Annotated in this window: 19 protein-coding genes; 10 read left to right on the top strand and 9 right to left on the bottom strand. The window is 71.8% G+C overall.

Features of this window, described 5'->3' with window-relative positions; genetic code table 11:
* Position 1 precedes the first annotated feature (1 nt).
* Positions 2–514: a CreA family protein gene (locus MOTC310_RS13490; RefSeq protein ID WP_331302117.1), complete on the bottom strand. Its 513-nt coding sequence runs from the start codon at positions 512–514 to the stop codon at positions 2–4.
* Between the two features lie 159 nt (positions 515–673).
* On the opposite strand from MOTC310_RS13490, the gene MOTC310_RS13485 reads away from it, so the two are divergent.
* The 4 genes from MOTC310_RS13485 to MOTC310_RS13470 all read left to right on the top strand — a co-directional run bounded on the left by MOTC310_RS13485 (position 674) and on the right by MOTC310_RS13470 (position 5,238).
* A complete protein-coding gene (locus MOTC310_RS13485; protein ID WP_331302116.1) occupies positions 674–1,756 on the top strand; it encodes a DUF2865 domain-containing protein in 1,083 nt (360 codons plus the stop codon).
* 453 nt (positions 1,757–2,209) lie between these two features.
* Positions 2,210–3,145: an OmpA family protein gene (locus MOTC310_RS13480; protein WP_331302115.1), complete on the top strand. Its 936-nt coding sequence runs from the start codon at positions 2,210–2,212 to the stop codon at positions 3,143–3,145.
* Between the two features lie 91 nt (positions 3,146–3,236).
* Positions 3,237–4,445: an MFS transporter gene (locus tag MOTC310_RS13475; protein WP_331302232.1), complete on the top strand. Its 1,209-nt coding sequence runs from the start codon at positions 3,237–3,239 to the stop codon at positions 4,443–4,445.
* Between the two features lie 16 nt (positions 4,446–4,461).
* Positions 4,462–5,238 carry a class I SAM-dependent methyltransferase gene (locus tag MOTC310_RS13470; protein ID WP_331302114.1) on the top strand — a complete coding sequence of 259 codons (777 nt, stop codon included), beginning with the start codon at positions 4,462–4,464 and terminating at the stop codon, positions 5,236–5,238.
* A 4-nt stretch (positions 5,239–5,242) separates the two neighbouring features.
* Here the strand turns inward: MOTC310_RS13470 and MOTC310_RS13465 are convergent, their stop codons facing one another.
* Positions 5,243–6,583, bottom strand: coding sequence for a glutamate--tRNA ligase (locus tag MOTC310_RS13465; protein WP_331302113.1), 1,341 nt, complete (start codon positions 6,581–6,583; stop codon positions 5,243–5,245).
* Between the two features lie 148 nt (positions 6,584–6,731).
* Between MOTC310_RS13465 and MOTC310_RS13460 the strand changes: the two genes are divergently transcribed.
* Positions 6,732–8,009 carry an NAD(P)/FAD-dependent oxidoreductase gene (locus MOTC310_RS13460; RefSeq protein ID WP_331302112.1) on the top strand — a complete coding sequence of 426 codons (1,278 nt, stop codon included), beginning with the start codon at positions 6,732–6,734 and terminating at the stop codon, positions 8,007–8,009.
* Positions 8,010–8,033: 24 nt separating this feature from the next.
* Here the strand turns inward: MOTC310_RS13460 and MOTC310_RS13455 are convergent, their stop codons facing one another.
* Entirely contained in the window at positions 8,034–8,504 is a 471-nt protein-coding gene (locus tag MOTC310_RS13455) for a hypothetical protein (RefSeq protein ID WP_331302111.1), read from the bottom strand.
* Positions 8,501–8,911, bottom strand: a complete 411-nt coding sequence (locus MOTC310_RS13450) for a hypothetical protein (protein ID WP_331302110.1) — start codon at positions 8,909–8,911, stop codon at positions 8,501–8,503. The genes MOTC310_RS13455 and MOTC310_RS13450 overlap by 4 nt, the downstream gene beginning before the upstream one ends.
* 238 nt (positions 8,912–9,149) lie before the next feature.
* Between MOTC310_RS13450 and MOTC310_RS13445 the strand changes: the two genes are divergently transcribed.
* Genes MOTC310_RS13445 through MOTC310_RS13435 form a run of 3 tightly spaced genes read left to right on the top strand, consistent with a single transcriptional unit; the run spans position 9,150 to position 12,083 of the window.
* The gene (locus MOTC310_RS13445) at positions 9,150–9,761 is read left to right on the top strand and encodes a TadE/TadG family type IV pilus assembly protein (protein WP_331293404.1); all 612 of its coding nucleotides are present in this window, start codon (positions 9,150–9,152) and stop codon (positions 9,759–9,761) included.
* A complete protein-coding gene (locus MOTC310_RS13440) occupies positions 9,740–10,399 on the top strand; it encodes a TadE/TadG family type IV pilus assembly protein (RefSeq protein WP_331302109.1) in 660 nt (219 codons plus the stop codon). The genes MOTC310_RS13445 and MOTC310_RS13440 overlap by 22 nt, the downstream gene beginning before the upstream one ends.
* On the top strand, positions 10,377–12,083 hold the full coding sequence (locus MOTC310_RS13435; protein WP_331293406.1) for a TadE/TadG family type IV pilus assembly protein: 1,707 nt from the start codon (positions 10,377–10,379) through the stop codon (positions 12,081–12,083). Before MOTC310_RS13440 ends, MOTC310_RS13435 begins: the two co-directional genes overlap by 23 nt.
* Before the next feature lie 43 nt (positions 12,084–12,126).
* Here MOTC310_RS13435 and dksA read toward each other — a convergent pair whose 3' ends face one another.
* The 4 genes from dksA to MOTC310_RS13415 all read right to left on the bottom strand — a co-directional run bounded on the left by dksA (position 12,127) and on the right by MOTC310_RS13415 (position 16,509).
* Positions 12,127–12,546 carry an RNA polymerase-binding protein DksA gene (dksA, locus tag MOTC310_RS13430; protein ID WP_012322444.1) on the bottom strand — a complete coding sequence of 140 codons (420 nt, stop codon included), beginning with the start codon at positions 12,544–12,546 and terminating at the stop codon, positions 12,127–12,129.
* A 182-nt stretch (positions 12,547–12,728) separates the two neighbouring features.
* Positions 12,729–13,736, bottom strand: coding sequence for a hypothetical protein (locus MOTC310_RS13425; protein ID WP_331302108.1), 1,008 nt, complete (start codon positions 13,734–13,736; stop codon positions 12,729–12,731).
* Positions 13,737–13,738: 2 nt separating this feature from the next.
* Positions 13,739–15,112 (bottom strand): MBOAT family O-acyltransferase, encoded by a 1,374-nt coding sequence (locus MOTC310_RS13420; RefSeq protein WP_331302107.1) that lies wholly within the window; start codon positions 15,110–15,112, stop codon positions 13,739–13,741.
* A gap of 149 nt (positions 15,113–15,261) precedes the next feature.
* A complete protein-coding gene (locus MOTC310_RS13415) occupies positions 15,262–16,509 on the bottom strand; it encodes an Hsp70 family protein (RefSeq protein WP_331302106.1) in 1,248 nt (415 codons plus the stop codon).
* 156 nt (positions 16,510–16,665) lie between these two features.
* Between MOTC310_RS13415 and MOTC310_RS13410 the strand changes: the two genes are divergently transcribed.
* Positions 16,666–18,162, top strand: a complete 1,497-nt coding sequence (locus MOTC310_RS13410) for an ATP-binding protein (RefSeq protein ID WP_331302105.1) — start codon at positions 16,666–16,668, stop codon at positions 18,160–18,162.
* A 35-nt stretch (positions 18,163–18,197) separates the two neighbouring features.
* Here MOTC310_RS13410 and MOTC310_RS13405 read toward each other — a convergent pair whose 3' ends face one another.
* Complete coding sequence (locus tag MOTC310_RS13405; RefSeq protein WP_273561759.1) at positions 18,198–18,626, bottom strand: flagellar assembly protein FliX; 429 nt, start codon at positions 18,624–18,626, stop codon at positions 18,198–18,200.
* A 241-nt stretch (positions 18,627–18,867) separates the two neighbouring features.
* Between MOTC310_RS13405 and MOTC310_RS13400 the strand changes: the two genes are divergently transcribed.
* The gene (locus MOTC310_RS13400; RefSeq protein ID WP_331302104.1) at positions 18,868–20,004 is read left to right on the top strand and encodes a flagellar basal body P-ring protein FlgI; all 1,137 of its coding nucleotides are present in this window, start codon (positions 18,868–18,870) and stop codon (positions 20,002–20,004) included.
* Positions 20,005–20,016: the final 12 nt, after the last annotated feature.

The following is a 20,016-nucleotide window of genomic DNA, read 5'->3' as shown; positions in this document are numbered from 1 at the left end:
CTCACTTGATGAAGTCGGCGCATTTCTGCGCCGGTTCGGTTCCCCAGGGCGCCAGCGGCACCGTCGAGGTCGAGTTCTTCGGCGAACCCTGGATGACCCTGTCCGAGTAGACCATGTAGATCAGCGTGTTGCGCTTCGCGTCGCAGCCGCGGACGATCTGCATCGACTTGAAGATCAGCGACCGGCGCTCGCTGAACACCACCTCGCCCTGGCTGAACTTGCCCTTGAAGGTGATCGGCCCGGTCTGCCGGCAGGCCAGCGAGATGTCCGAGACATCCTCGGCCAGGCCCAGCGTGCCCTTGATGCCGCCCTTCTCGGGCTGGGTGTACCAGCAGGCCACGCCCGAGACCGCCGGATCGTCGACGCCGTAGACCACGAGCTTGTCGTTGGGCGTCAGCGGGCGCCAGACCGTCGACTTGTCGAAGATCCGGTCCGGCTCCTGCGCCGAAGCCGGCCCGGCGGCCGACAGGCCCAGCGCCAGAAGCCCAACATAGGTGAGACTCCGAAACAACATCGCCAGTCAATTCCCCCTCACGCTTGCCGGCCGGATGTAGGAGGGGTGTCGCGGTCTTGCGAGGGGGCGTAGAATGGCTCCGCTTCCGTTCCGAAGCGCGGATGCGCGCGGGCCTGGATTCTTCGGATCTCCGCGCACCCGATCAACGCGATGCAGCCTATGCCTCACCGCCCGATCGTCCGTACGCTCGGCCGCCTCATCCTGAGCGCGGCCATAGCCCTCGGACTGTCCTACCCGCTCGCCACCTCCGCCATCGCGCAGGAGGCCGGGTCCGGCCCGCCGCCCGCCGAGGCGCGGCCGGCGCCGCAGCTGCCGTCGCCCCAGTGCCGGCGGTACCGGGCGGAGCTGGCCTCGCTCCAGAGCGGCGCCAGCACGACGCGCGCCCTGAACGACGAGATCGGGCGGCTCGAAGCCTATTTCCGCGGCCTGAACTGCGAAGGCGGCAAGTTCCTGTTCTTCGACACGCGGCCGCCCCAGTGCGGCGCGGTGGAGCAGCGGATCCGCGCCCTAAAGGCCACCTATGGCGGCGCGGTGATCGACGACAGCGGCGCCCGGAAGCGCGAGCTCCAAGGTCTGGTCGCCTCCACCTGCCCGCCGCGCGAGGCCTCCGCGGCCTCCGGCGAGGCCTACGGACGAGGCGGCCCGCAGATGGTCTGCGTGCGCACCTGCGACGGCGGCTACTTCCCGATGAAGAACCTGCCTGAAGGCCGCGGCGGCGCCGACGAGATGTGTCAGGCCCTCTGCCCGGGGACCGAGGCGCAGGCCTATTCCATGCCGTACGGCGACGATGCCCTGAAGCACGCCGCCTCGGTGAAGGGCAGCCGCGCCTACGCCAACCTCGCCAACGCCTTCAAATTCCGCAAGGAATTCGTGCCGAACTGCTCGTGCAAGCCCGAGGGCAAGACGTGGGCACAGTCCCTCGTGAAGGCGGAGAGCATGCTGGTCCGGCACAAGGGCGACATCTTCGTGACGCCGATGCAGGCCGAGGCCCTGTCGCGGCCGAAGGTGCGCCTGACCCTGGTCGGCCGGGCCGACCGGACTGCGGCGGAACTCGCCGCCGACGCCGCCGGCCGCGCGGGCGTCGACACGAAGGGCGGCGCGGGACTCGGCCGCGACGACGCGGCGAAGGCCGATGCCGCCGCGGCCGACGGCGCGAAGGCCGCGGAGCCGAAGCCGGATCACGTTGCCGTGCGCATCATCGCGCCCGACGTGATCGCGGTGCCCCAGCGCCTCACGCCCTGAGGCCGGTTCCGCGTCCGAGCACGCGGAACCAAACGCGACGCGCGGTGTTCGGCTCGGCCTGAAGCGAGACGAGACCGCGATGCGCCTGCTCCGCCTGATTCTCCTCACCGGCACGGTGCTGCCGGGCATCACCCTCGTGCAGCTCGCCGATGCCGCACCGGGCCCGATCCAGGTGGCGCAAGGTGGTKCCGACGAGCGCGGCCCCCACGGCGGCGAAGCCCCGCACGGCGGCCCCACATGGCGCCGGGAATCCCGGGACGGCCGTTCGTGCCGCCAGGACAGGCGCCCACCCCAGGGCAGGCCCCGCCGCCAGGCGGGCCGCAGCCGGGACCGGCGCCGGGACAACCGGGACAACCGCCCGCGGGCGGCCCCGGCCGCCCGGCCGATCCGAACGCCTTCAACCGGCCAGGCCAGCCGGGCTACGTCCCCGGCGGGTTCCGCCAGAACGACGCCGTGCGCGACTTCGAGCAGGTTCGCACCGACCGTCGCGAGTTCAGGGAGGATGGCCGGACCTATTACCGGGAGCCGGGCCGCATCATCGTGCAGGACCGCGACGGCTACCTGATCCGCCACGACGAAAACGAGCGCTTCCGCTCTCTCGACCCGCGCGGCTACCGGTTCGAGCGTCAGGGCGCGGATTTCTACAGCTACGTCGACCGGCCCGGCGGCGAGCAGATCGTCACCGTGACAAACGACGACGGGCGGATGCTGCGCCGCTATCTCCGCTATCGCGACGGCCGCGAGCTCATCCTGATCGACAACAGCTACGCCGGCCCGCTCCGCCCGGTCTACGAGGACGTGGTGGTGCTGCCGCCTCCGGAGATCCGTATCCCGCGGGACCGCTACATCGTGGATTATGCCCAGGCCGACGAGGCGGAGGTCTATGAGGCGCTGACGGCGCCGCCCGTCGTGCAGGTCGATCGCCGGTACACGCTCGATCAGATCCGCTACAGCCCGGACCTCCGCGCCCGCCTGCGCTCGGTCGACATCAACACGATCACCTTCGACACCGGCTCGTTCACCGTCACGCCCGATCAGGCGGCCAAGCTGTCGGTGATCGCCGCCGCGATGAACCGCGCCATCCGGGCCAACCTGCGCGAGGTATTCCTGATCGAGGGCTTCACCGACGCGGTCGGCTCCGCGCTGGACAACCTGTCCCTGTCGGACCGGCGCGCCCAGTCGGTGGCGACCGTGCTGACCGAGCAGTTCCGCGTGCCGCCGGAGAACCTGACCACCCAGGGCTACGGCGAGCAGTACCTCAAGGTGAACACGCAGGGCCCGTCGCGGGAGAACCGCCGCGTCGTCGTCCAGCGGATCACGCCGCTGCTGCAGCAGGGGCAGGATCAAGGACAGGCCGCGCCGCCGTCGCCGCCTCCGCAGCCGCGGTGAGGCGGCCACCGCGCGGGCATGTCCCGCGCGGCAGTTGACCGTTCAGCCCCAGCGCCCCACCACCGGTTGAGGAAAGCGGCATGGGACAATGATGGACAGCGAGGCGGATGGCGCGCTCATCCGGTCGGGCACACCGGTCTTCCGCCGCACGGCGCTGGCCCTGGCGGCCGCCGGCTTCTCGACCTTCGCGGTGCTCTACGCGGTCCAGCCGCTCCTGCCGATCTACGCGGAAGATTTCGGCGTCTCGCCGGCGGTGAGCAGCCTCGCCCTGTCGCTGCCCTGCGGGCTGCTCGCGGTGGCGCTGCTCGTCGTCAGCCCGCTCTCGGAGATCTGGGGGCGCAAGCCGGTGATGCTGGCCTCGCTGGTCGCTTCGGCGGTGATCACGGTCGTGGCCGCCCTGGTCCCCGGCTGGTACGGCTTCCTGGCTTTGCGCGCGCTCACCGGGCTGACGGCCAGCGGACTCCCGGCCGTCGCCATGGCCTATCTCGCCGAGGAGATGGACGCCAAGGCCATCGGCCTGTCGATGGGTCTGCTCGTCGGCGGCAACGCGCTGGGCGGCATGTCGGGCCGCCTGATCAGCGGCGTCATGGCGGATTTCGTGAGCTGGCGCGCCGGTCTCGCGGTGATCGGGGGCCTCGCGCTGGCCGCCGCGCTGGCGTTCTGGCGGTGGCTGCCGCCCTCGCGCCGCTTCGTGCCGCGCCGGCTGGCCTGGGCCGAGGTGCCGGGCAGCTTCACCCACCATTTCCGCGACGCCGGCCTGCCCTGGCTCTTCGCCGAGGCGTTCCTGCTGATGGGCGGCTTCGTCTGCATCTACAATTACATCGGCTTCCGCCTGCTCGAACCGCCCTACGCGCTCAGCCAGGCGGTGATCGGGCTGATCTTCTCCGTCTACCTCGCCGGCATGGTCAGCAGCCCGGTCACCGGCGAGCTGGCGAGCCGCTTCGGCCGCCGCCGCGTCCTCTGGGTCGCCACGGCGGTCGGACTGACGGGGATCGTGATGACGCTGGCGGACAACCTGCCGCAGATCCTGGCCGGCATCGTGGTGACGACGGTGGGCTTCTTCGGCGCCCACGCGGTCGCGAGCAGCTGGGTCGGGCGGCGGGCCCTGCGCGACCGGGCCCAGGCCTCGGCGATCTATCTCGGCCTCTACTATCTGGGCTCGTCGGTCCTCGGGACCGCGGGCGGCTGGTTCTTCGCCCATTCCGGGTGGAACGGCGTGGTGCTGTTCGTGGGCGGGCTGTACGGTCTGGCGCTGACGATCGCCCTGCGGCTGTCCCGCCTGAAGCCGCTCGCGACCTGAACCGGGAGATCCGCCGATGAACGCCCGCAGCCACGCCCGACACGTCGTCGACCAGTTCGGCGCGCAGGCCTCCGCCTACGTCACCAGCGCCGTGCACGCCGCCGGCGCCGACCTCGACCGGATCGGCGAGCGGGTCCGCGCGCGGCCGGGGCTGCGGGTGCTCGATCTCGGCTGCGGCGGCGGCCACGTCGCCTTCGCGGCCGCCGCCGCCGGCGCCGCCGTCACGGCCTACGACCTGTCGGCCGAGATGCTGGCGGCGGTCTCCGCCGAGGCGGCCCGGCGGGGACTCGACCGGATCGAGACCCGTCAGGGCGGCGCCGAGGCCCTGCCCTTCCCGGACGCGGCTTTCGACGCGATCCTGACCCGCTACAGTGCCCACCACTGGCGCGACGTGCCGGCCGCCCTGGCGGAGGCGCGGCGGGTGCTGCGGCCGGACGGGTTCCTCATCGTCAGCGACATCGTCGCGCCCGAGGATCCGCTGCTCGACACGCACCTGCAGGCGGTGGAGCTGCTGCGCGACCCCTCGCACGTCCGCGACTACCGGGTGTCGGAATGGCGGGCCCTGCTGGAGGCGGCCGGCTTCGAGCCCGGTTCCGCGACGCCGAGTCGGCCGCGCATGGAGTTCGCGAGCTGGATCGCCCGGATGCGGACGCCGGAGACCCACGTCGCGGCGATCCGGGCCCTCCAGGCCGCGGCAGCCGCGGAAGTCACCGCCCATTTCGGCATCGAGGCCGACGGCAGCTTCCTGCTCGATGCCGCGCTGATCGAGGCGCGCCCGAAGCCCGGCCGCTGATCGCTCAGGCGGCCGCGCCGGAGAGCCGGCGCGCCGCCCGCTCCCGTCCGATCAGCGGCAGCAGGCCGGCGAGGTCCGGCCCGTGCTCGAGACCGGTCAGCGCGAGCCGCAGCGGCATGAACAGGCCGCGCCCCTTGGCGCCGGTGCGGGTCCGGATCTCGGCCGTCCAGGCCTTCCAGGTCTCCGGGCCGAACGGCTCGGGCGGCAGGGTCTCGCGGGCGGCCGCGATCACGGCGGGCTCGGTGAGCACCGGCTCGACGGGACCGGCCACGACCCGCCACCAGTCGGCCGCCTCCGGGACCCGCCCGAGATTGGCCCGCACCGCGAGCCAGAAGGCCTCGGCCCGGTCCTCCGGGATCCCGAGCACCGCGAGGCGCGCCGCCGCCTCCGGGTACGGCATGGCGTGGATCAGGCGGGCGTTGAGGCCGTCGAGCTCCGCCGGGTCGAACCGGGCGGGCGCCCGCGAGATCTCGCCGAGATCGACGAGGCCCGCGAGGGTGTCGAGGTCGGGCACCGCCCGCACCGATTCGGCCGAGCCGGTGAGCACCGCCAGCGAGCGCACCGCCGCGGGCTCGTAGCCGGCCTCGCGCAGGCCGCGCAGCGACAGGTGGCCGAGGCGCTTCGACAGCCCCTCCCCGTCGGCGGTCGTCAGCAGGTTGTGGTGACCGAAGATTGGGACGGCCGCGCCCAGGGCCTCGAAGATCTGCACCTGCACGCCGGTGTTGGTGACGTGGTCCTCGCCGCGGATCACGTGCGTGATCCCGAGATCGGCGTCGTCCACGACCGAGGGCAGCGTGTAGAGATAGCTGCCGTCGGCGCGGATCAGCACCGGATCCGACAGGGACGCGCAGTCGACATGGGCCGGTCCGCGGACGAGGTCGTCCCAGGTGACGGTCCGCGCCTCCAGCAGGAAGCGCCAGTGCGGCCGGCGGCCCTCGGCCTCGAGCGCGGCCCGCTCCTCGGCGGTGAGCCGCAGCGCCGCCCGGTCGTAGATCGGCGGCTGGCCGCGCCCGAGCTGGCGCCTGCGGCGGCGCTCCAGCTCCTCCGGCGTCTCGTAGCAGGGATAGAGCCGGCCCGCTTCGCGCAGGCGGTCGGCGGCAGCGTCGTGCTGCGCCTTGCGGGCACTCTGCCGCGCGAACAGGTCGGGCACGATGCCGAGCCACGCGAGATCCGCGCCGATCGCCTCCGCGAAGGCCTCCGTGGAGCGTTCCGCGTCGGTGTCGTCGAGGCGCAGCAGGAAGCGGCCGCCGGTCCGGCGGGCGAACAGGGCGTTGAGCAGGGCCGGCCGGGCATTGCCGATATGGAGATAGCCGGTCGGCGAGGGAGCGAAGCGGACGAGGGTCATGGTCCGCTCTCTAGCCGATCTCCGCGGGAATGTGCGCGGGACTTCGCGATCCCACCGCCCCGACGCGCGACCCTGCGGGGGCCCGCTACCCAGGACACCGGAAACCGGTCAGAAGGGCGCGGTTGGTGCGGTGCGGGAACTGAGCGGCATGGCGACGGACGAGACGGCCGACATCGTGGTGGTCGGCGGCGGGATGGTCGGCCTCGCCAGTGCGATCGCGCTGAGAGACAGGGGGCTCGACGTGGTCCTCTGCGATCCGGGCGAGGCGCGGGCCCGGACCTCCTACGGCAATGCCGGCGTGGTCAGCCGCGGCTCGATCCTGCCGATGTCGAGCCCCGCGCTGTGGGGCAAGCTCCCGGCCTACCTGCGGAACGCCGATCGCGGCCTGCGGCTGCACTACGCGCATCTCCCGCGGATCATTCCCTACACCGCGCATTTCCTCGCCGCCGCGCGCGCTTCCCGCTGGCGCCGTGCCGCCGCGGCGCTGCTGCCGCTGACCAGCGCCGCCTATCCGGCCCACGAGCGCCTGGCGGCCCGGGCCGGAACCGGAGACCGGCTGCAGCGGTCGGGCTGGATCAAGGCCTACCGCACCGAGGCGGCCTTCGCGGCCGCCGCCCTGGAGCGCGAGATCCTGGCCGGGCACGGGGTCGCCTTCGACATTCTCGACACGGCGGCCCTGCAGTCTCTCGAGCCGGCTCTGGTCCGGCCCTACGCGCGGGCCATGCTGCTCACCGAGACCGGCTCGGTGCGCGAGCCCGGCCGGCTCATCGAGTCGTGCGAGGCCCTGTTTACCGGCCTCGGCGGCCGTCGCCGTCGGGGCAGCGTCGCCCGCCTGGAGCCCGAGGCGGGCGGCTGGCGCGTCGATCACGACACTGGTGCGGTGCGGGCCCGGCAGGTTGTCCTCGCGGCCGGCGCGGCCTCGGGGACGCTCGCCCGAACCCTCGGCTACCGCTTCGCGGTGGCCGCCGAGCGCGGCTACCATCGTCACTACGCCCTGCATCCGGACAGCCCGCCGCTGACCCGGCCGGTCCTCGACACGGGCGCGGGCTCGATCCTGTCCCCGATGGGCGATCACCGGGTGCGGGTCCTGTCCGGCGTGGAACTCAACGCCCGCACCGCCACCCCCGACCATACCCAGATCGAGGCGGCGTCCCGGGAGGCGGCCGAGACGCTGCGGCTCGGCGGGCCGCTGGACAACGCGCCGTGGCTGGGCTCCCGCCCGTCCACGCCCGACGGGATGCCGGTGATCGGCCGAGCGCCTCGCCACGACGGCCTGCTCTTCGCCTTCGGCCACGGGCATATCGGCCTGTCCACCGGCCCGATCACAGGCGAGATCGTCGCCGACCTCGCCACCGGACGAACTCCGGCGGTGCCGGTCGCGGCCTTCGCGCCGGAGCGGCTCCTGCGCTGGCCGCGGCTGCTCTGAGGGCCGCTCCGGCGGCTTACGCCCTCAGCGCCAATCGTAGGGGTTGAAGGGCTCGAGCGCGGCCTCGACCTTGCGCAGGAAGTTCGGCTGGCGCAGGAGATCGGCCTCCCGGGCGAGCGCCCGGAGGAACGCCTGCGGGCCGTGCTCCAGATCGCGCGTCAGGCCGTTGTAGCGGTCGGCCGGCTCGACATGGGCGGGGTTGACCGCGACGCGGTAAGCGAGGCCGCAGGTTGGCGGGTCGAGTCCCAGGCGGTAGCAGATCCGCACCCGGGCGAAGGGGACGTCCGGGCGGTAATCGACGCGGTACCCGCCGAGCCGGAAGGCGCCGCCGGTCGCGCGCTCGGCGTAGGCCAGCGTCCGCGCCACGGTGGTGAAACCGGCGGTGCGCCGGTCGCGCACGAGGTCGATCGCCGCCCGCTCGGTGGGCACGAAGGATTGCGCGCCGGCGGGGCCGGACACCAGCGCGGCCAGGAGAGCGGGGACGGCGAATCTCATGGCTTCTTCATGCAGACCGCGACGGGCTGGGCATCCTTGGCGGCCTTGGCGGTCATGTCGAGGCAGCCGACCGTGGACACGCCGTCCGTGACGGTCACGGACGGCAGAACCGCCATGCCTCGGCAGTAAGCGCCAATCAATTCCTCGTCACGGCGGCACGCCACGTCGAGGCGCACTTGGCTGTTCAGGGACGGTCCCGGCGGCCCGGAAGGTCCGGGCGGCCCCGTCTCGCCCGCGGGCCCCCGGGCGCCAGTCGCTCCGTTCACCCCCGCGGGCCCTGCCGGCCCCGCCGGTCCCTGATCCCCCTTCGCGCCGGGCGGCCCGGCCGGCCCCGGCTTCGGCGCGTCGCAGGCCGCGAGCGCGACGGCCGTCGCGCCGACCACGAGCGCGATCAGGGGAAGTCTCATGCGTTTCTCCGGCCAAGCCCGCGCGCGAAGAACTGGTGCGCGCCGCCGGGGCGTCAACGGCGCGACGCCGGCCGGCGCGCGCCCACACAACCAAAAGTAGCAGTCGTTTGATAAGCCTGCTCTAGTCGATCGGATTAAGGGTTTTGCAAAAGCTTGGCGTCACATCGGTCCAGATGGCTACTTCTGACTGATCTGCTCGCTCATGAACGTCCGAGGACTTTTACGCGCGCAGGTCAAAGTGACATCAGGTGGTCTCCTGAAGCGCCTCGCGCGCGACACCGGCGGCGCGGCTGCCGTGGAATTCGCCCTCGTGGCCCTGCCGTTCCTGGCGCTGTGCGGCGCGATCATTCAGATCGTGTTTCAGATTTGGGCGACGCAGAACTTCGATCGCGCGCTCCAGAACGCGGTCCGGACGATCTTTACTGGCCAGTTCCAGCTCGACACCGCGGGCCAGACCAATCCCGCGACCGTGCTCGCGGCTCTGAAGGCGCGGATGTGCGGTCCGGCCAGCAGCCCCGTCGCCACCGTGTTCAACTGCCAGAACGTCAAGATCGACGTCTCCACCGCGAGCAGCTTCTCGGGCGCCACCGCCGCCAAGCCGATCGACACCGCTACGGGCACGTGGAGCACGAGCTTCGGCTCCAACTACAAATGCGCCTCGCCGGGGACGATCGTGATCGTCACGGCGGCGGTGCCGTTCCCGACCTTCTTCAACCTGATGGGCCTGAACACGCGGCAGTTCACCAGCGGGTCCGCGGAGGGATCGAGCCTGCTGACGTCCACGGCGGTGTTCCGCACCGAGCCTTACCAGATCGTCGGAGCGAGCCCGTGCCCGTCCTCACCGTCCTAGCCCGGCGGACGGCGCGGCTGCGGCACGACCGGCGCGGCGGCGCCGCGGTCGAGTTCGCCGTCATCCTGCCGGTCCTGCTCGCGATCTGGGCGGGCATGACCGAGATGGCGCACGCCATCGACGAGTGGCGCAAGCTGACGCAGCTCGGCCGCACCGTCGCCGACCTGACGGCGCAGGGCGACACCCAGAACCCGATCAGCGCCACCGTGATGAACGACATCCTCGCGTCCGCGACGGCGGTGATGCGCCCGTTCGACACGTCGAAGGTCAAGATCGTGGTCAGTGCCATGGGCATCGACGCGAAGAATCCGAGCGGCCCTCCGCTGGTCTGCTCCAGCGTCGCCAACGTCAACGGGACTCCGCGGAGCCAGGGCTCAGCGGCGGGCCTCACCGTGCCGGACGGCTACCGGATGCCCGGGATGCGCTACGTCCTGGCCGAGGTCAGCATCAGCTACACGCCGATGATCGGCAGTGCCCTCGTCAAGCTCGCTAAGGGCGTGAGCAATACGATCACGTTCACCAGCAGCGCACCGTGGCCGACCCGCGGCGGACAGGCCTACGGCACCAGCACCTACACGGAAGTCGTCCTGCCGGACGACCAACACGCGAACTGCGATGGCACGAAGATCGTCCGCTAGTCCTGACGGCCGCCGCCAGCGGCGCCGCGACATCCTGCGCGACCGCGGCGGCAACGTCGCCCTGCTGTTCGCGTTCCTGAGCGTGCCGATGGTGATGGTCGGCGGCGCGGCGATCGATTACGGCTTCGCCACGCGGCTGGAGACGAAGCTCCAGGCCGCGACCGACGCCACGGCGCTCCTGCTCTGCCAGACGCCGCTGACGACGTCGGAGGCCGACCTTAACGCGATGGCGCAGACGACGCTGGCCGGCGCCATGGGCGCCGCGAACCTCGCGGTCGATCGGCTGGCCATCACCAGCAACCCGCGCAAGATCACCCTGACCGCCCACAAGCAGTCGACGACCTTCTTCGGGGGGCTGACGGGCACCCAGCGCATCAACCCGGGCGCCGTCTCGCAATGCGCCACGCCGCTGCCGAAAACCTTCGAGATCGCGCTGGTGCTCGACAATACGGGGTCGATGGCCGCGTCGAGCGGAGGGCAGTCGAAACTTCAGGCCGTGCAGACGGCGGCGACCGATTTCGTCAACTACGTCTACACCAGCCCGGCTTTCTCCAGTGCGACCAAAGTCGCGATCGTCCCCTTCGCGGCCGCCGTGGCGGTCGATCCCATCGCCTACCGTTACGCGCCCTGGATCGATCAGAACGGTCTGTCCAGCTACCACTGGACGAATATCGTCCCGTCGAATCCGGCCCCGTTCAAGAACCGCTTCGATGTGTTCGCGAAGCTGCAGGCGGTGAACCGGAACTGGGGCTGGGCCGGCTGTCTCGAGGCGCTCCCCTACCCGTTCAACGTCCAGGACGGTGCACCGACGACCAAGGATTCCTACTACGTGCCGCTGCTCGCACCCGACGAGCCGGGCGACGGCACGTCGGGCGTCGCGCCCTTCCCGGTCGGGAGCCAGAGGACGACGGCCTACAGCTACAACAGCTACATCGACGACGAGACCGGCCCCGCGTGCCAGAACAGCAATTCCTACAACACCGCGCTCGGCCAAGCCTGCAAGTACATCAATCCGAAGGACGCGGCGTCCGGCGCGCCCCTCGGGATCCCGAACGGTCCGAATTTCGGCTGCACGACCCAGCCGCTTCAGCGGCTGACCAACAACACGAACGCGTTGAAGACCCTCATCGACAAGATGGCGCCGTCCGGATCGACCAACATCCACGAGGGATTCATGTGGGGCTGGCGCACGCTCTCGCCCAACAGCGTCTTCGCGGACGGGCAACCCTACGCGTCGAGCGCGAACAGCTCGAATGCCACGACCATCAACAAGATCATCATCCTGATGACCGACGGCACGAACAGCTGGGGTACCAATTCGAACGCGCCGACCGGCTCGCTCTACTTCGCGTCCGGCTATTTCAGGAACGCCAACGGCACGACGCCGAACCCGCGCCTGACCACGGCGTATCAGAACACCAACATCGCCGACGGCAATACGGCGCGGAAGGCGCTCGACGCGCTCACCGCGGAGGCGTGCGCGAACGTGAAGACGGTCAACATCTCGATCTACACGATCGGGTTCAGCATCCCGACCGACCCGATCGATTCGGCCGGGCAGACGCTGCTGCGAAACTGCGCCTCGTCGCCGGACCAGTTCTACCTCGCCAACTCGTCCGACGACCTGATCAAGGCCTTCAAGTCGATTCAGGCGAGCATCGGGGCGCTGCGGCTCACGCAGTGAGCGGCGCGCCGGCCACAGGATCCGGCGCGCGGCCGGGTCCCGGTCAGTCGTCGCGGTAGACGCGCTCGCGGCGCTCGTGCCGCTCCTGGGCCTCGAGCGACAGGGTCGCGATCGGCCGCGCGTCGAGGCGGCGCAGGGAGATCGGCTCGCCGGTCTCCTCGCAGAACCCGTAAGATCCGTCCTCGATCCGGGCCAGCGCCGCGTCGATCTTGCCGGTGAGCTTGCGCTGGCGGTCCCGGGCCCGCAGCTCGATCGCCCGATCCGTCTCGGACGACGCGCGGTCGGCGAGATCGGGGTGGTTCTCGTTCTCGCTCTGCAGCGCCACCAGGGTATCCTGCGCCTCGCGCAGGATGTCGTTCTTCCAGCTCAGCAGCTTGCGCCGGAAATATTCGCGCTGCCGGTCATTCATGAAGGGCTCGTCGTCGGACGGGACGTAGCCGTCCTCCAGCTGCACCTTCGCCATGCGTCACCCTCGCTGGATGGTAAACCGCCCACCAGGGGATGGCCGGTGTGCGGCGATAACGTGAGGTGCCGTATAGTCGAGGTGCCTCAGCGCCACAACGCACACGGATGCAGGGGCTGTAACTGGCTGTCACTGCATCGGCGCGTGCGGCAAACAGGCCACGGTACAGATGTTTTACGCTGTCATCTGGTCCGCAACCGTACGATGGCGTCGCCGATCTCGGTCGTGAGGCCTCGGGCGATCGGCAGCCTGTAATGGGTCTGGTCGAAGAACTGGTCGGGATCCGCCGCCGCGGGGCGGCCGTCGCGCCAGTCGACCACCGTGCTGAGGGCGTGCGCCGCCAGCACGGCGCGCACCTCGGCCCGGCAGGTCGCCTCGGCCCGCGCCCGGGGGCTGCCGGGCGGCGGCTCGCCGCGACGATAGACCGGCGGGAAGACCACCACGACCGGCGTCTCCGCCGGGATCCGCGTCAGCTCGGTGCGCAGGCGCGCCGCGATCGGGAACGGCCCGCCGTGGCGCGGCTCCGGCTCCGGCCCGACCGGCTTCTCCAGGGCCGCCTTCTTGGCGGGATCGACGCCGAACCCCTGGCTCAGGTAGTTGCGCTCGTAATCCCACCAGCCGTCGGCGGCGGCGGTCTTGTGGCGCGAGTTCAGGAGCCAGCCGAGCCGGTTGATCGTCTCCTGCGCGGCCGAGAAGCGGATGAGCCCCCTCAGGTAGGCCGGCCAGTCGCCCACGAGCCAGTACGGGAATCCGTGCTCGCTCGGGAAGGCGGGGTCGTCCGCGCACCAGAACGAATCGGCCGAGAGCACGATCGCGGCCGGGCGGGCATGGTGCTGCAGGTACCAGCCGAGAAGGGCGAACTGCTCGGAGGGACCGGTGGCCGGCACCGAGAGCTGGAGGAACGGGATGCCGGTGAGCCGGGTCAGGGCCGCCGGCTCGATGAGCTGGATGTGCGAGTTGCCGATCACGACGCCCGTGTAGGCCGGATCGCGGCCGCGGACGGCCGAGGCGGTGCGCGGTCCCTGCGGCCGCACGGCGCCCCGGGAGAGCAGCGTCGAGCGGCCGGTATCGTAGGGGTCGACCAGCACCGCGAGGGCCAGGTAGCCCGCGAACAGGCCGGCCATGGACAGGGCCAGGGTCCGGGCGAAGCCGCGCCAGGTCCGGTCGGTCTTGGGGTTTGCGGGCGCCATCCTCAGAACTGGAAATAGATGAACTCGTAGTTCGCATCGTCGCCGATCTTGAGAAGGACGAGCACGAACAGCAGCGCGAAGCCGAAGGCGAGGAGCCGCCGCGGCGGCAGGCGGTGCACCGCGTTCCAGGCGGTGGGCCCGACCGTGGCGACCAGGGCGGCGATGGCGATCGTGCGCCACTTGAAGCCGGAGCCCCTGGGCGCCAGCCCGAACAGCCCCTTGAAGATCACGAGGGCCGCATCGAAGCTCGTCGCCCGGAACAGCACCCAGGTCAGCACGACGAACAGGCTGGTGAGCGCCCAGCCGAGCGGCGCGGGGATCGCGACCCGGGCGCGGCGCGCCAGGACCCCGGCTCCGAGGCCGATCCCGTGGAGCGCCCCCCAGGCGAGGAAGGTCAGGCCCGCCCCGTGCCAGAGGCCGCCGAGCGTCATCGTGGCGACGAGCGCCCCGACCTGCCGCGGCAGCCCGCGGCGGCTTCCGCCCATCGGGATGTAGAGGTAGTCGCGCAGGAACCGCGACAGGGTCATGTGCCAGCGCCGCCAGAAATCCTGCAGCGACGTGGCGCGGTAGGGGACGTCGAAATTCTGCGGCAGGACGAGGCCGAACAGCAGCGCGATGCCGAGCGCCATGTCGGTGTAGCCGGAGAAGTCGAAATAGATCTGGAAGGTGAAGCCCAGCGTCGCCTGCCAAGCCTCCACCACCGTGACCGCCTTGCCGGCGGCGGCGGCCTGGAAGACCGGATTTACGTACTCGGCGAGTGGGTCACCGAGGAACACCTTCTTGGCGAGGCCGACCGTCAGCAGCATCAGCCCGCGCGCGAAGCGCTCGGCGGCGTCGGGCCGCGCGTAGGGCGCCTCGTCGAACTGGTGCATGATCTCGCTCCAGCGCACGAGTGGGCCGGCGAGAACCTGCGGGAAGAAGGCGATGTAGAGGGCGTATTTCACGAGCCCGAAGCCCGGCGCCCGGCCGGCCCGCAGGTCGGCGAGATACATGATGTGGTGGAAGGTGAAGAACGAGATGCCGAGCGGCAGGGCGAGGCCGAGGCGCTGCGCCTCCAGGCCCGGGATCAGGTTGGCGAGGTCGGCCGCGAAGTCGAGGTACTTGAACACGCCGAGCAGCGCGAGGTTGGCGGTGATCGCCGCCGGGATCAGCCAGCGGCCCGGCCACCGACGATAGGCCCGGGCCACGCACCAGTTCGCCAGGATCGACCCGGCGAGCAGCGGCACGAATCGGATATCCCACCAGCCGTAGAAGACGAAGGACAGGCCGACGAGGAGCGGCAGCCGCCACGCCGGTGCGGCGCGCGCCACAAGCGCGTGCAGGATCAGCGCGGTCGGCAGGAAGGCGAGGAGGAAGACGAAGGAGTTGAACAGCATCGGGCGAGGCGGCGCGGAGGAGCCCGGATGGGCCGCCGTTGTCTCCGAGCGGGAGGGACGGCCTTGTCGGGGATGGGGGCCGGCCCGTCAATCGCCGCGCCGCGTGCAGGGCGATCCCGCGGTGGCCCCGGCAGGCGCCGCGCGCGGCCTCAGGCCCCGCGCCGGGCCGCCTCGATGGTCAGGCCCAGCCCGACCGAGCCGAACGTGTCGCCCTCCACCACCCGGGCGGATGGCAGCGCGGCCGTCAGCGCGGCGCGCAGGTGCGGCAGGCCGGTCGAGCCGCCGGTGAGGAACAGGGCATCGACCCGGTCGGCCGTCAGGTCCGCCTGCGCGAGGCAGCGCGCGATCCGGGCCGCCACGGCCCGGGCGAGGTCGCCGGTCTGCGCCGACAGGGAGGCGCGATCCACCGGGACCGCGAGCCCGGGCTCCAGGAGTCCGAGGTCGAGCACCGTCGCGTCCTGCTCGGAGGCCGCGATCTTGGCCCCCTCCACGGCTCCGGCAAGGGCGTGACCGCGCTCGCCCTCCACGGCCTCGCGCAGCCGCGCGAGCAGGTCGGGCCGGGCGCCGTCGCGGATCACCTCGTCGATCTCGCGCAGGGTCTTCTGATTGTAGAGGCGGTTAATCGCCGACCACGTGGCGAGGTCGTGGTAGTAGGCGTTCGGCACCGCGAGATCGCCGCGGCGCATCGGGCTTCCAAGGCCGAGCAGCGGCATCACGGTGCCGAGGCTGAGCTGGCGGTCGAAATCGGTGCCGCCGATCCGCACGCCGTCATTGGCCAGGATGTCGCCGGCCCGGTCCGGCCGCCCCCTGCGCTCCGGCGCGAGGCGCACGAGCGAGAAATCCGAGGTGCCGCCGCCGATATCGGCGACGAGGGCGATCTCCTCCGCGCGGACCTGCCGCTCGTAGTCGAGGGCCGCGGCGATCGGCTCGTACTGGAACGAGACCTCCCGGAAGCCGACGTCGCGGGCGATGTCGCGCAGCGTGTCCTCCGCGCGGCGATCCGCCTCCGGGTCACCGTCGACGAAGTGGACGGGACGGCCGTGGACCACGCTGTCGAGGCTCTGGCCGCAGGCGGCCTCGGCCCGCGCCTTCACGACGGTGAGATATCGGGCGATGACGTCGCGCAGGCGCAGCCGCTGGCGGCCGACCGGGGTCGCCTCCTCCATGAGCGGCGTGCCGAGGACCGATTTCAGGCCGCGCATCAGGCGGCCGGACCGGCCCTCGACGTAGGCCGCCGTGGCGGCCCGGCCGATGATCGGCTCCCGGCCGAGCTCGAAGAAGATCGCGCTCGGGATGGTCCGGTGCGCGCCCTCCAGGGGCAGCAGCGTCGGACCGTCCGGGCCGTCATGCCCGAGGGTCGTGTTCGACGTGCCGAAATCGAGGCCGCAGGCCGCCATCGTGTCGTGGATCCGAGTTTTCTCTGGGGGGCCGGTGCCCGTACAGGGCCGCGGCATCCCGGTCCAGGCCGTGCTCGGCACGGCTGGTATGGCGGGAAGCGTGGACAGCGCGCCGGCGGCACATCCGGACCCGCGGGGGCCGTGCTATGAGGCCCTATGCGTTCCGACATCGATCTCGGCCTGACCGGCGAGCGCCCCGCGCTCCTCGACCTCACCGAACTGCTCGCCACGCGGCTCCTGGTCCAGGGCAATTCCGGGTCCGGCAAATCGCACCTGCTGCGGCGGCTGCTGGAGCAGAGCGCCGGCCTCGTGCAGCAGGCGATCATCGACCCGGAGGGCGATTTCGCCAGCCTCGCCGACCGCTACGGCCACGTGGTGGTCGAGGCCGACGGCGACGATGCCGCGCTGCAGCGCATCGCCGCGCGGGTGCGGACGCACCGGGTCTCGGTCGTGCTGTCGCTGGAGAACCTCGACGCCGACGGCCAGATGCGGGCCGCTGCCGCCTTCCTGGGCGGGCTGTTCGACGCCGACCGCGACCACTGGTACCCGATGCTGGTGGCGGTGGACGAGGCGCAGCTCTTCGCGCCCGCGGCCGCCGGCGAGGTTTCGGACGAGGCCAGGCGCCTGTCGCTCGGCGCGATGACCAACCTGATGTGCCGCGGCCGCAAGCGCGGCCTCGCCGGCATCATCGCCACGCAGCGCCTCGCCAAGCTCGCCAAGAACGTCGCGGCCGAGGCCTCCAATTTCCTGATGGGCCGGACCTTCCTCGACATCGACATGGCGCGCGCCGCCGACCTCCTCGGCCTGGAGCGCCGGCAGGCCGAGACGTTCCGCGACCTGCCGCGCGGGCATTTCGTGGCCCTGGGCCCGGCCCTGTCGCGGCGCCCGCTCACCATCGCGGTCGGGCCGACCCAGACCGTGAGCCGGAGTTCCTCGCCGGTCCTCGTTCCCCTGCCGGACGCGCTGGAGGATGCCCGCGCGCTGATCCTCACGGCGAGCCCGCAGGAGACCGTCGCGCCGCTGGCACCGCGGCCGAAGCCGCGCTCCACGCCGGCACCCGACGTCCTCGTCCAGCTCGCCAATTACCGTCCGCCGGCGCCGGCCGAGGAGCCGGAGGAGGAGCCGATGGATCCGGAGGCCCGCGAGGCGGCGCTCGCCGAGGTGCTGGCCTCCGTGCTGGCGGATGCCGACGCCGCCGCCTGCACCCCCGCGACGCTCTATCAGGACTTCACGGTCCGCTGCCGCATCCGACGCCTGCGCGGCGACACGATGGGCCTGCCCGAGTTCAAGCGGCGGCTCGCCGTGGCGCGGGCCGAGGCTGGCGGCGCCGTCGCGGACAATTCCGGCTGGGAGCAGGCCCAGGCCATCGCGGCCGGCCTGCCGGACGACCTCGCCGGGCTGTTCCTCGTGGTCGCGCGGGCCGCCATCGAGGGCGCGCCCTGCCCGACCGACACCGTGCTGGCCGAGGCCTACGGCACCAGCTCGGGCGGCCGGGCGCGGCGGATGCTGGCCTATCTCGAGGAGCGCGGCGCGATCGTCACCCGCAAGGACCTGCGCGGCGCGCCGATCATCGCGGTGCCGGATCTCGGCGTCGAGACCGGACCGGGCGAGCCGCAGATGCTGCCGACGGGTCCGAAGCGGCGGGTGGTGTAGCGGGATCGGGCACCGGGATGGTGCCGGGTGCCCGGTCAGACGCCCCGGGCCATCTCCAGCTTGGCGAGCTCCACCGCGGCCCGCAGCTCGATCTCGGCCATGAGACCGTCGAGCCGCGGATCCCCCGAGAGGCCGGCGCGCTCGTTCAGGCGGCCGGCGATGGCGCGCAGATCCTGCGGCGCGACGCGGCCGCCGAGCAGTGCCGCCTTCAGCCGGTCGAGGCCGTCGAGCAGGTCCTGGCCGCGCTGGGCGGAGCGCCGGCGCCGCTCCTGGGGCGTGTCGGCCTCGGCCTGGAGAAGCAGGACCGCGTCGAGCCCGGCGAGCGTCGCGGCGGCGGCCGGCGCGCCGGCCGAAGTCGGCGACGACGGGGCCGCGCCGAGGCTGAAGGCTGCGCCGCCCTCGGGCTTCCGGGCGGACGCGACACCGCCGGCGCTCTGGATCGGCTGGCGAGTCTCGACACGCATGATCCGGTTCGCGTTGCTCCAAGCGCCCCCGCGCAGAACCGGAAAATCCGCCGCCAGGGTTAAGCGCGGGTAAACAAGGCGGCAGAAGCTGCCGGGTCGGCAGGTTCGGTGCCGGTGCCGCGGCGCGCGCGGGCGGGAACACTTCGAAAAGAATCCCTTCTCTTCAACAGCTTGCGCGGATCGAGCGACTGGCACGACCCTGGCAGGATGGCGTCAGGTCCGTCACGGTCGAAAACACGGCATGCGCCCGCGTCACGCGTTCAGTCCTCTCCGGTCTCTCCTGGCGGCCCTCACGGGCGCCCTGCTGCTCGCCGCCCTGCCCGTACCGGCGCTCGCCCTGTCGCGCGTCAAGGATCTCGCCTCCATCGAGGGTGTCCGCCAGAACCAGCTCGTCGGCTACGGCATCGTGGTCGGCCTCAACGGCACCGGCGACACGCTGAACAACATCCCGTTCACCAAGCAGTCCCTCCAGGCGATGCTGGAGCGCCTCGGCGTCAACACCCGCGGCGCCACGATGCGCACGCAGAACCTCGCCGCCGTGATGGTGACCGCGAGCCTGCCGCCCTTCGCCGCGCAGGGTACCCGGATCGACGTGACGGTCTCGTCGCTGGGCGACGCCAAGTCCCTCCAGGGCGGAACCCTGCTGGTGACGCCGCTGCTGGGCGCCGACGGCGAGGTCTACGCCCTGGCGCAGGGCTCGGTGGCGATCGCGGGCTTCTCCGCCGAGGGCGACGCCGCCAAGATCACCCGGGGCGTGCCGACCAACGGCCGGATCTCGAACGGCGCCAATATCGAGCGCGAGATCGCCTTCAAGCTGAACGACGCGCGCTCGCTCCGGCTGTCCCTGCGCAATCCCGACTTCACTACCTCTAAGCGGATCGCCGCCGCGATCAACGACTTCATGGGCGCCGACACCGCCGAGCCCACCGACCCGGCCACCGTCACGATCCAGATCCCGACCCGCTACAACGGCAACATGATCCGCCTTATCACCGAGGTGGAGCAGCTGAAGGTCGAGCCCGATCAGACCGCTCGCGTCGTGGTCGACGAGCGCTCCGGGATCATCGTCATGGGCCGCGACGTGCGCGTCTCGACGGTGGCGATCGCGCAGGGCAACCTCACCGTCACCATCACCGAGCAGCCGCAGGTCAGCCAGCCGGCGCCGCTCTCCAACGGGCGCACCGTCGTGGTGCCGCGGACGGGCGTGAAGGTCGATACCGGGGACGGCAACAAGCTCGCCCTGGTGAAGGAGGGCGTCAGCCTGCGCGAGCTGGTCGACGGCCTCAACGCGCTGGGCGTCGGCCCGCGGGATCTGATCTCGATCCTCCAGGCGATCAAGGCCGCGGGCGCGCTCCAGGCCGATATCGAGCTGATGTGACCGACCGGACGC

It is taken from the genome of Methylobacterium oryzae, from assembly GCF_036441375.1.
GTDB lineage: Bacteria > Pseudomonadota > Alphaproteobacteria > Rhizobiales > Beijerinckiaceae > Methylobacterium > Methylobacterium oryzae_A.
This window is presented reverse-complemented; position numbering and strand designations above follow the sequence as displayed.

Coding starts and splice junctions, on each gene's coding strand:
- MOTC310_RS13490 (WP_331302117.1), bottom strand. CDS start 514: ATGTTGTTTCGGAGTCTCACCTATGTTGGGCTTCTGGCGCTGGGCCTG.
- MOTC310_RS13485 (WP_331302116.1), top strand. CDS start 674: ATGCCTCACCGCCCGATCGTCCGTACGCTCGGCCGCCTCATCCTGAGC.
- MOTC310_RS13475 (WP_331302232.1), top strand. CDS start 3,237: ATGGACAGCGAGGCGGATGGCGCGCTCATCCGGTCGGGCACACCGGTC.
- MOTC310_RS13470 (WP_331302114.1), top strand. CDS start 4,462: ATGAACGCCCGCAGCCACGCCCGACACGTCGTCGACCAGTTCGGCGCG.
- MOTC310_RS13465 (WP_331302113.1), bottom strand. CDS start 6,583: ATGACCCTCGTCCGCTTCGCTCCCTCGCCGACCGGCTATCTCCATATC.
- MOTC310_RS13460 (WP_331302112.1), top strand. CDS start 6,732: ATGGCGACGGACGAGACGGCCGACATCGTGGTGGTCGGCGGCGGGATG.
- MOTC310_RS13455 (WP_331302111.1), bottom strand. CDS start 8,504: ATGAGATTCGCCGTCCCCGCTCTCCTGGCCGCGCTGGTGTCCGGCCCC.
- MOTC310_RS13450 (WP_331302110.1), bottom strand. CDS start 8,911: ATGAGACTTCCCCTGATCGCGCTCGTGGTCGGCGCGACGGCCGTCGCG.
- MOTC310_RS13435 (WP_331293406.1), top strand. CDS start 10,377: ATGGCACGAAGATCGTCCGCTAGTCCTGACGGCCGCCGCCAGCGGCGC.
- dksA (WP_012322444.1), bottom strand. CDS start 12,546: ATGGCGAAGGTGCAGCTGGAGGACGGCTACGTCCCGTCCGACGACGAG.
- MOTC310_RS13425 (WP_331302108.1), bottom strand. CDS start 13,736: ATGGCGCCCGCAAACCCCAAGACCGACCGGACCTGGCGCGGCTTCGCC.
- MOTC310_RS13420 (WP_331302107.1), bottom strand. CDS start 15,112: ATGCTGTTCAACTCCTTCGTCTTCCTCCTCGCCTTCCTGCCGACCGCG.
- MOTC310_RS13415 (WP_331302106.1), bottom strand. CDS start 16,509: ATGGCGGCCTGCGGCCTCGATTTCGGCACGTCGAACACGACCCTCGGG.
- MOTC310_RS13410 (WP_331302105.1), top strand. CDS start 16,666: ATGCGTTCCGACATCGATCTCGGCCTGACCGGCGAGCGCCCCGCGCTC.
- MOTC310_RS13405 (WP_273561759.1), bottom strand. CDS start 18,626: ATGCGTGTCGAGACTCGCCAGCCGATCCAGAGCGCCGGCGGTGTCGCG.
- MOTC310_RS13400 (WP_331302104.1), top strand. CDS start 18,868: ATGCGCCCGCGTCACGCGTTCAGTCCTCTCCGGTCTCTCCTGGCGGCC.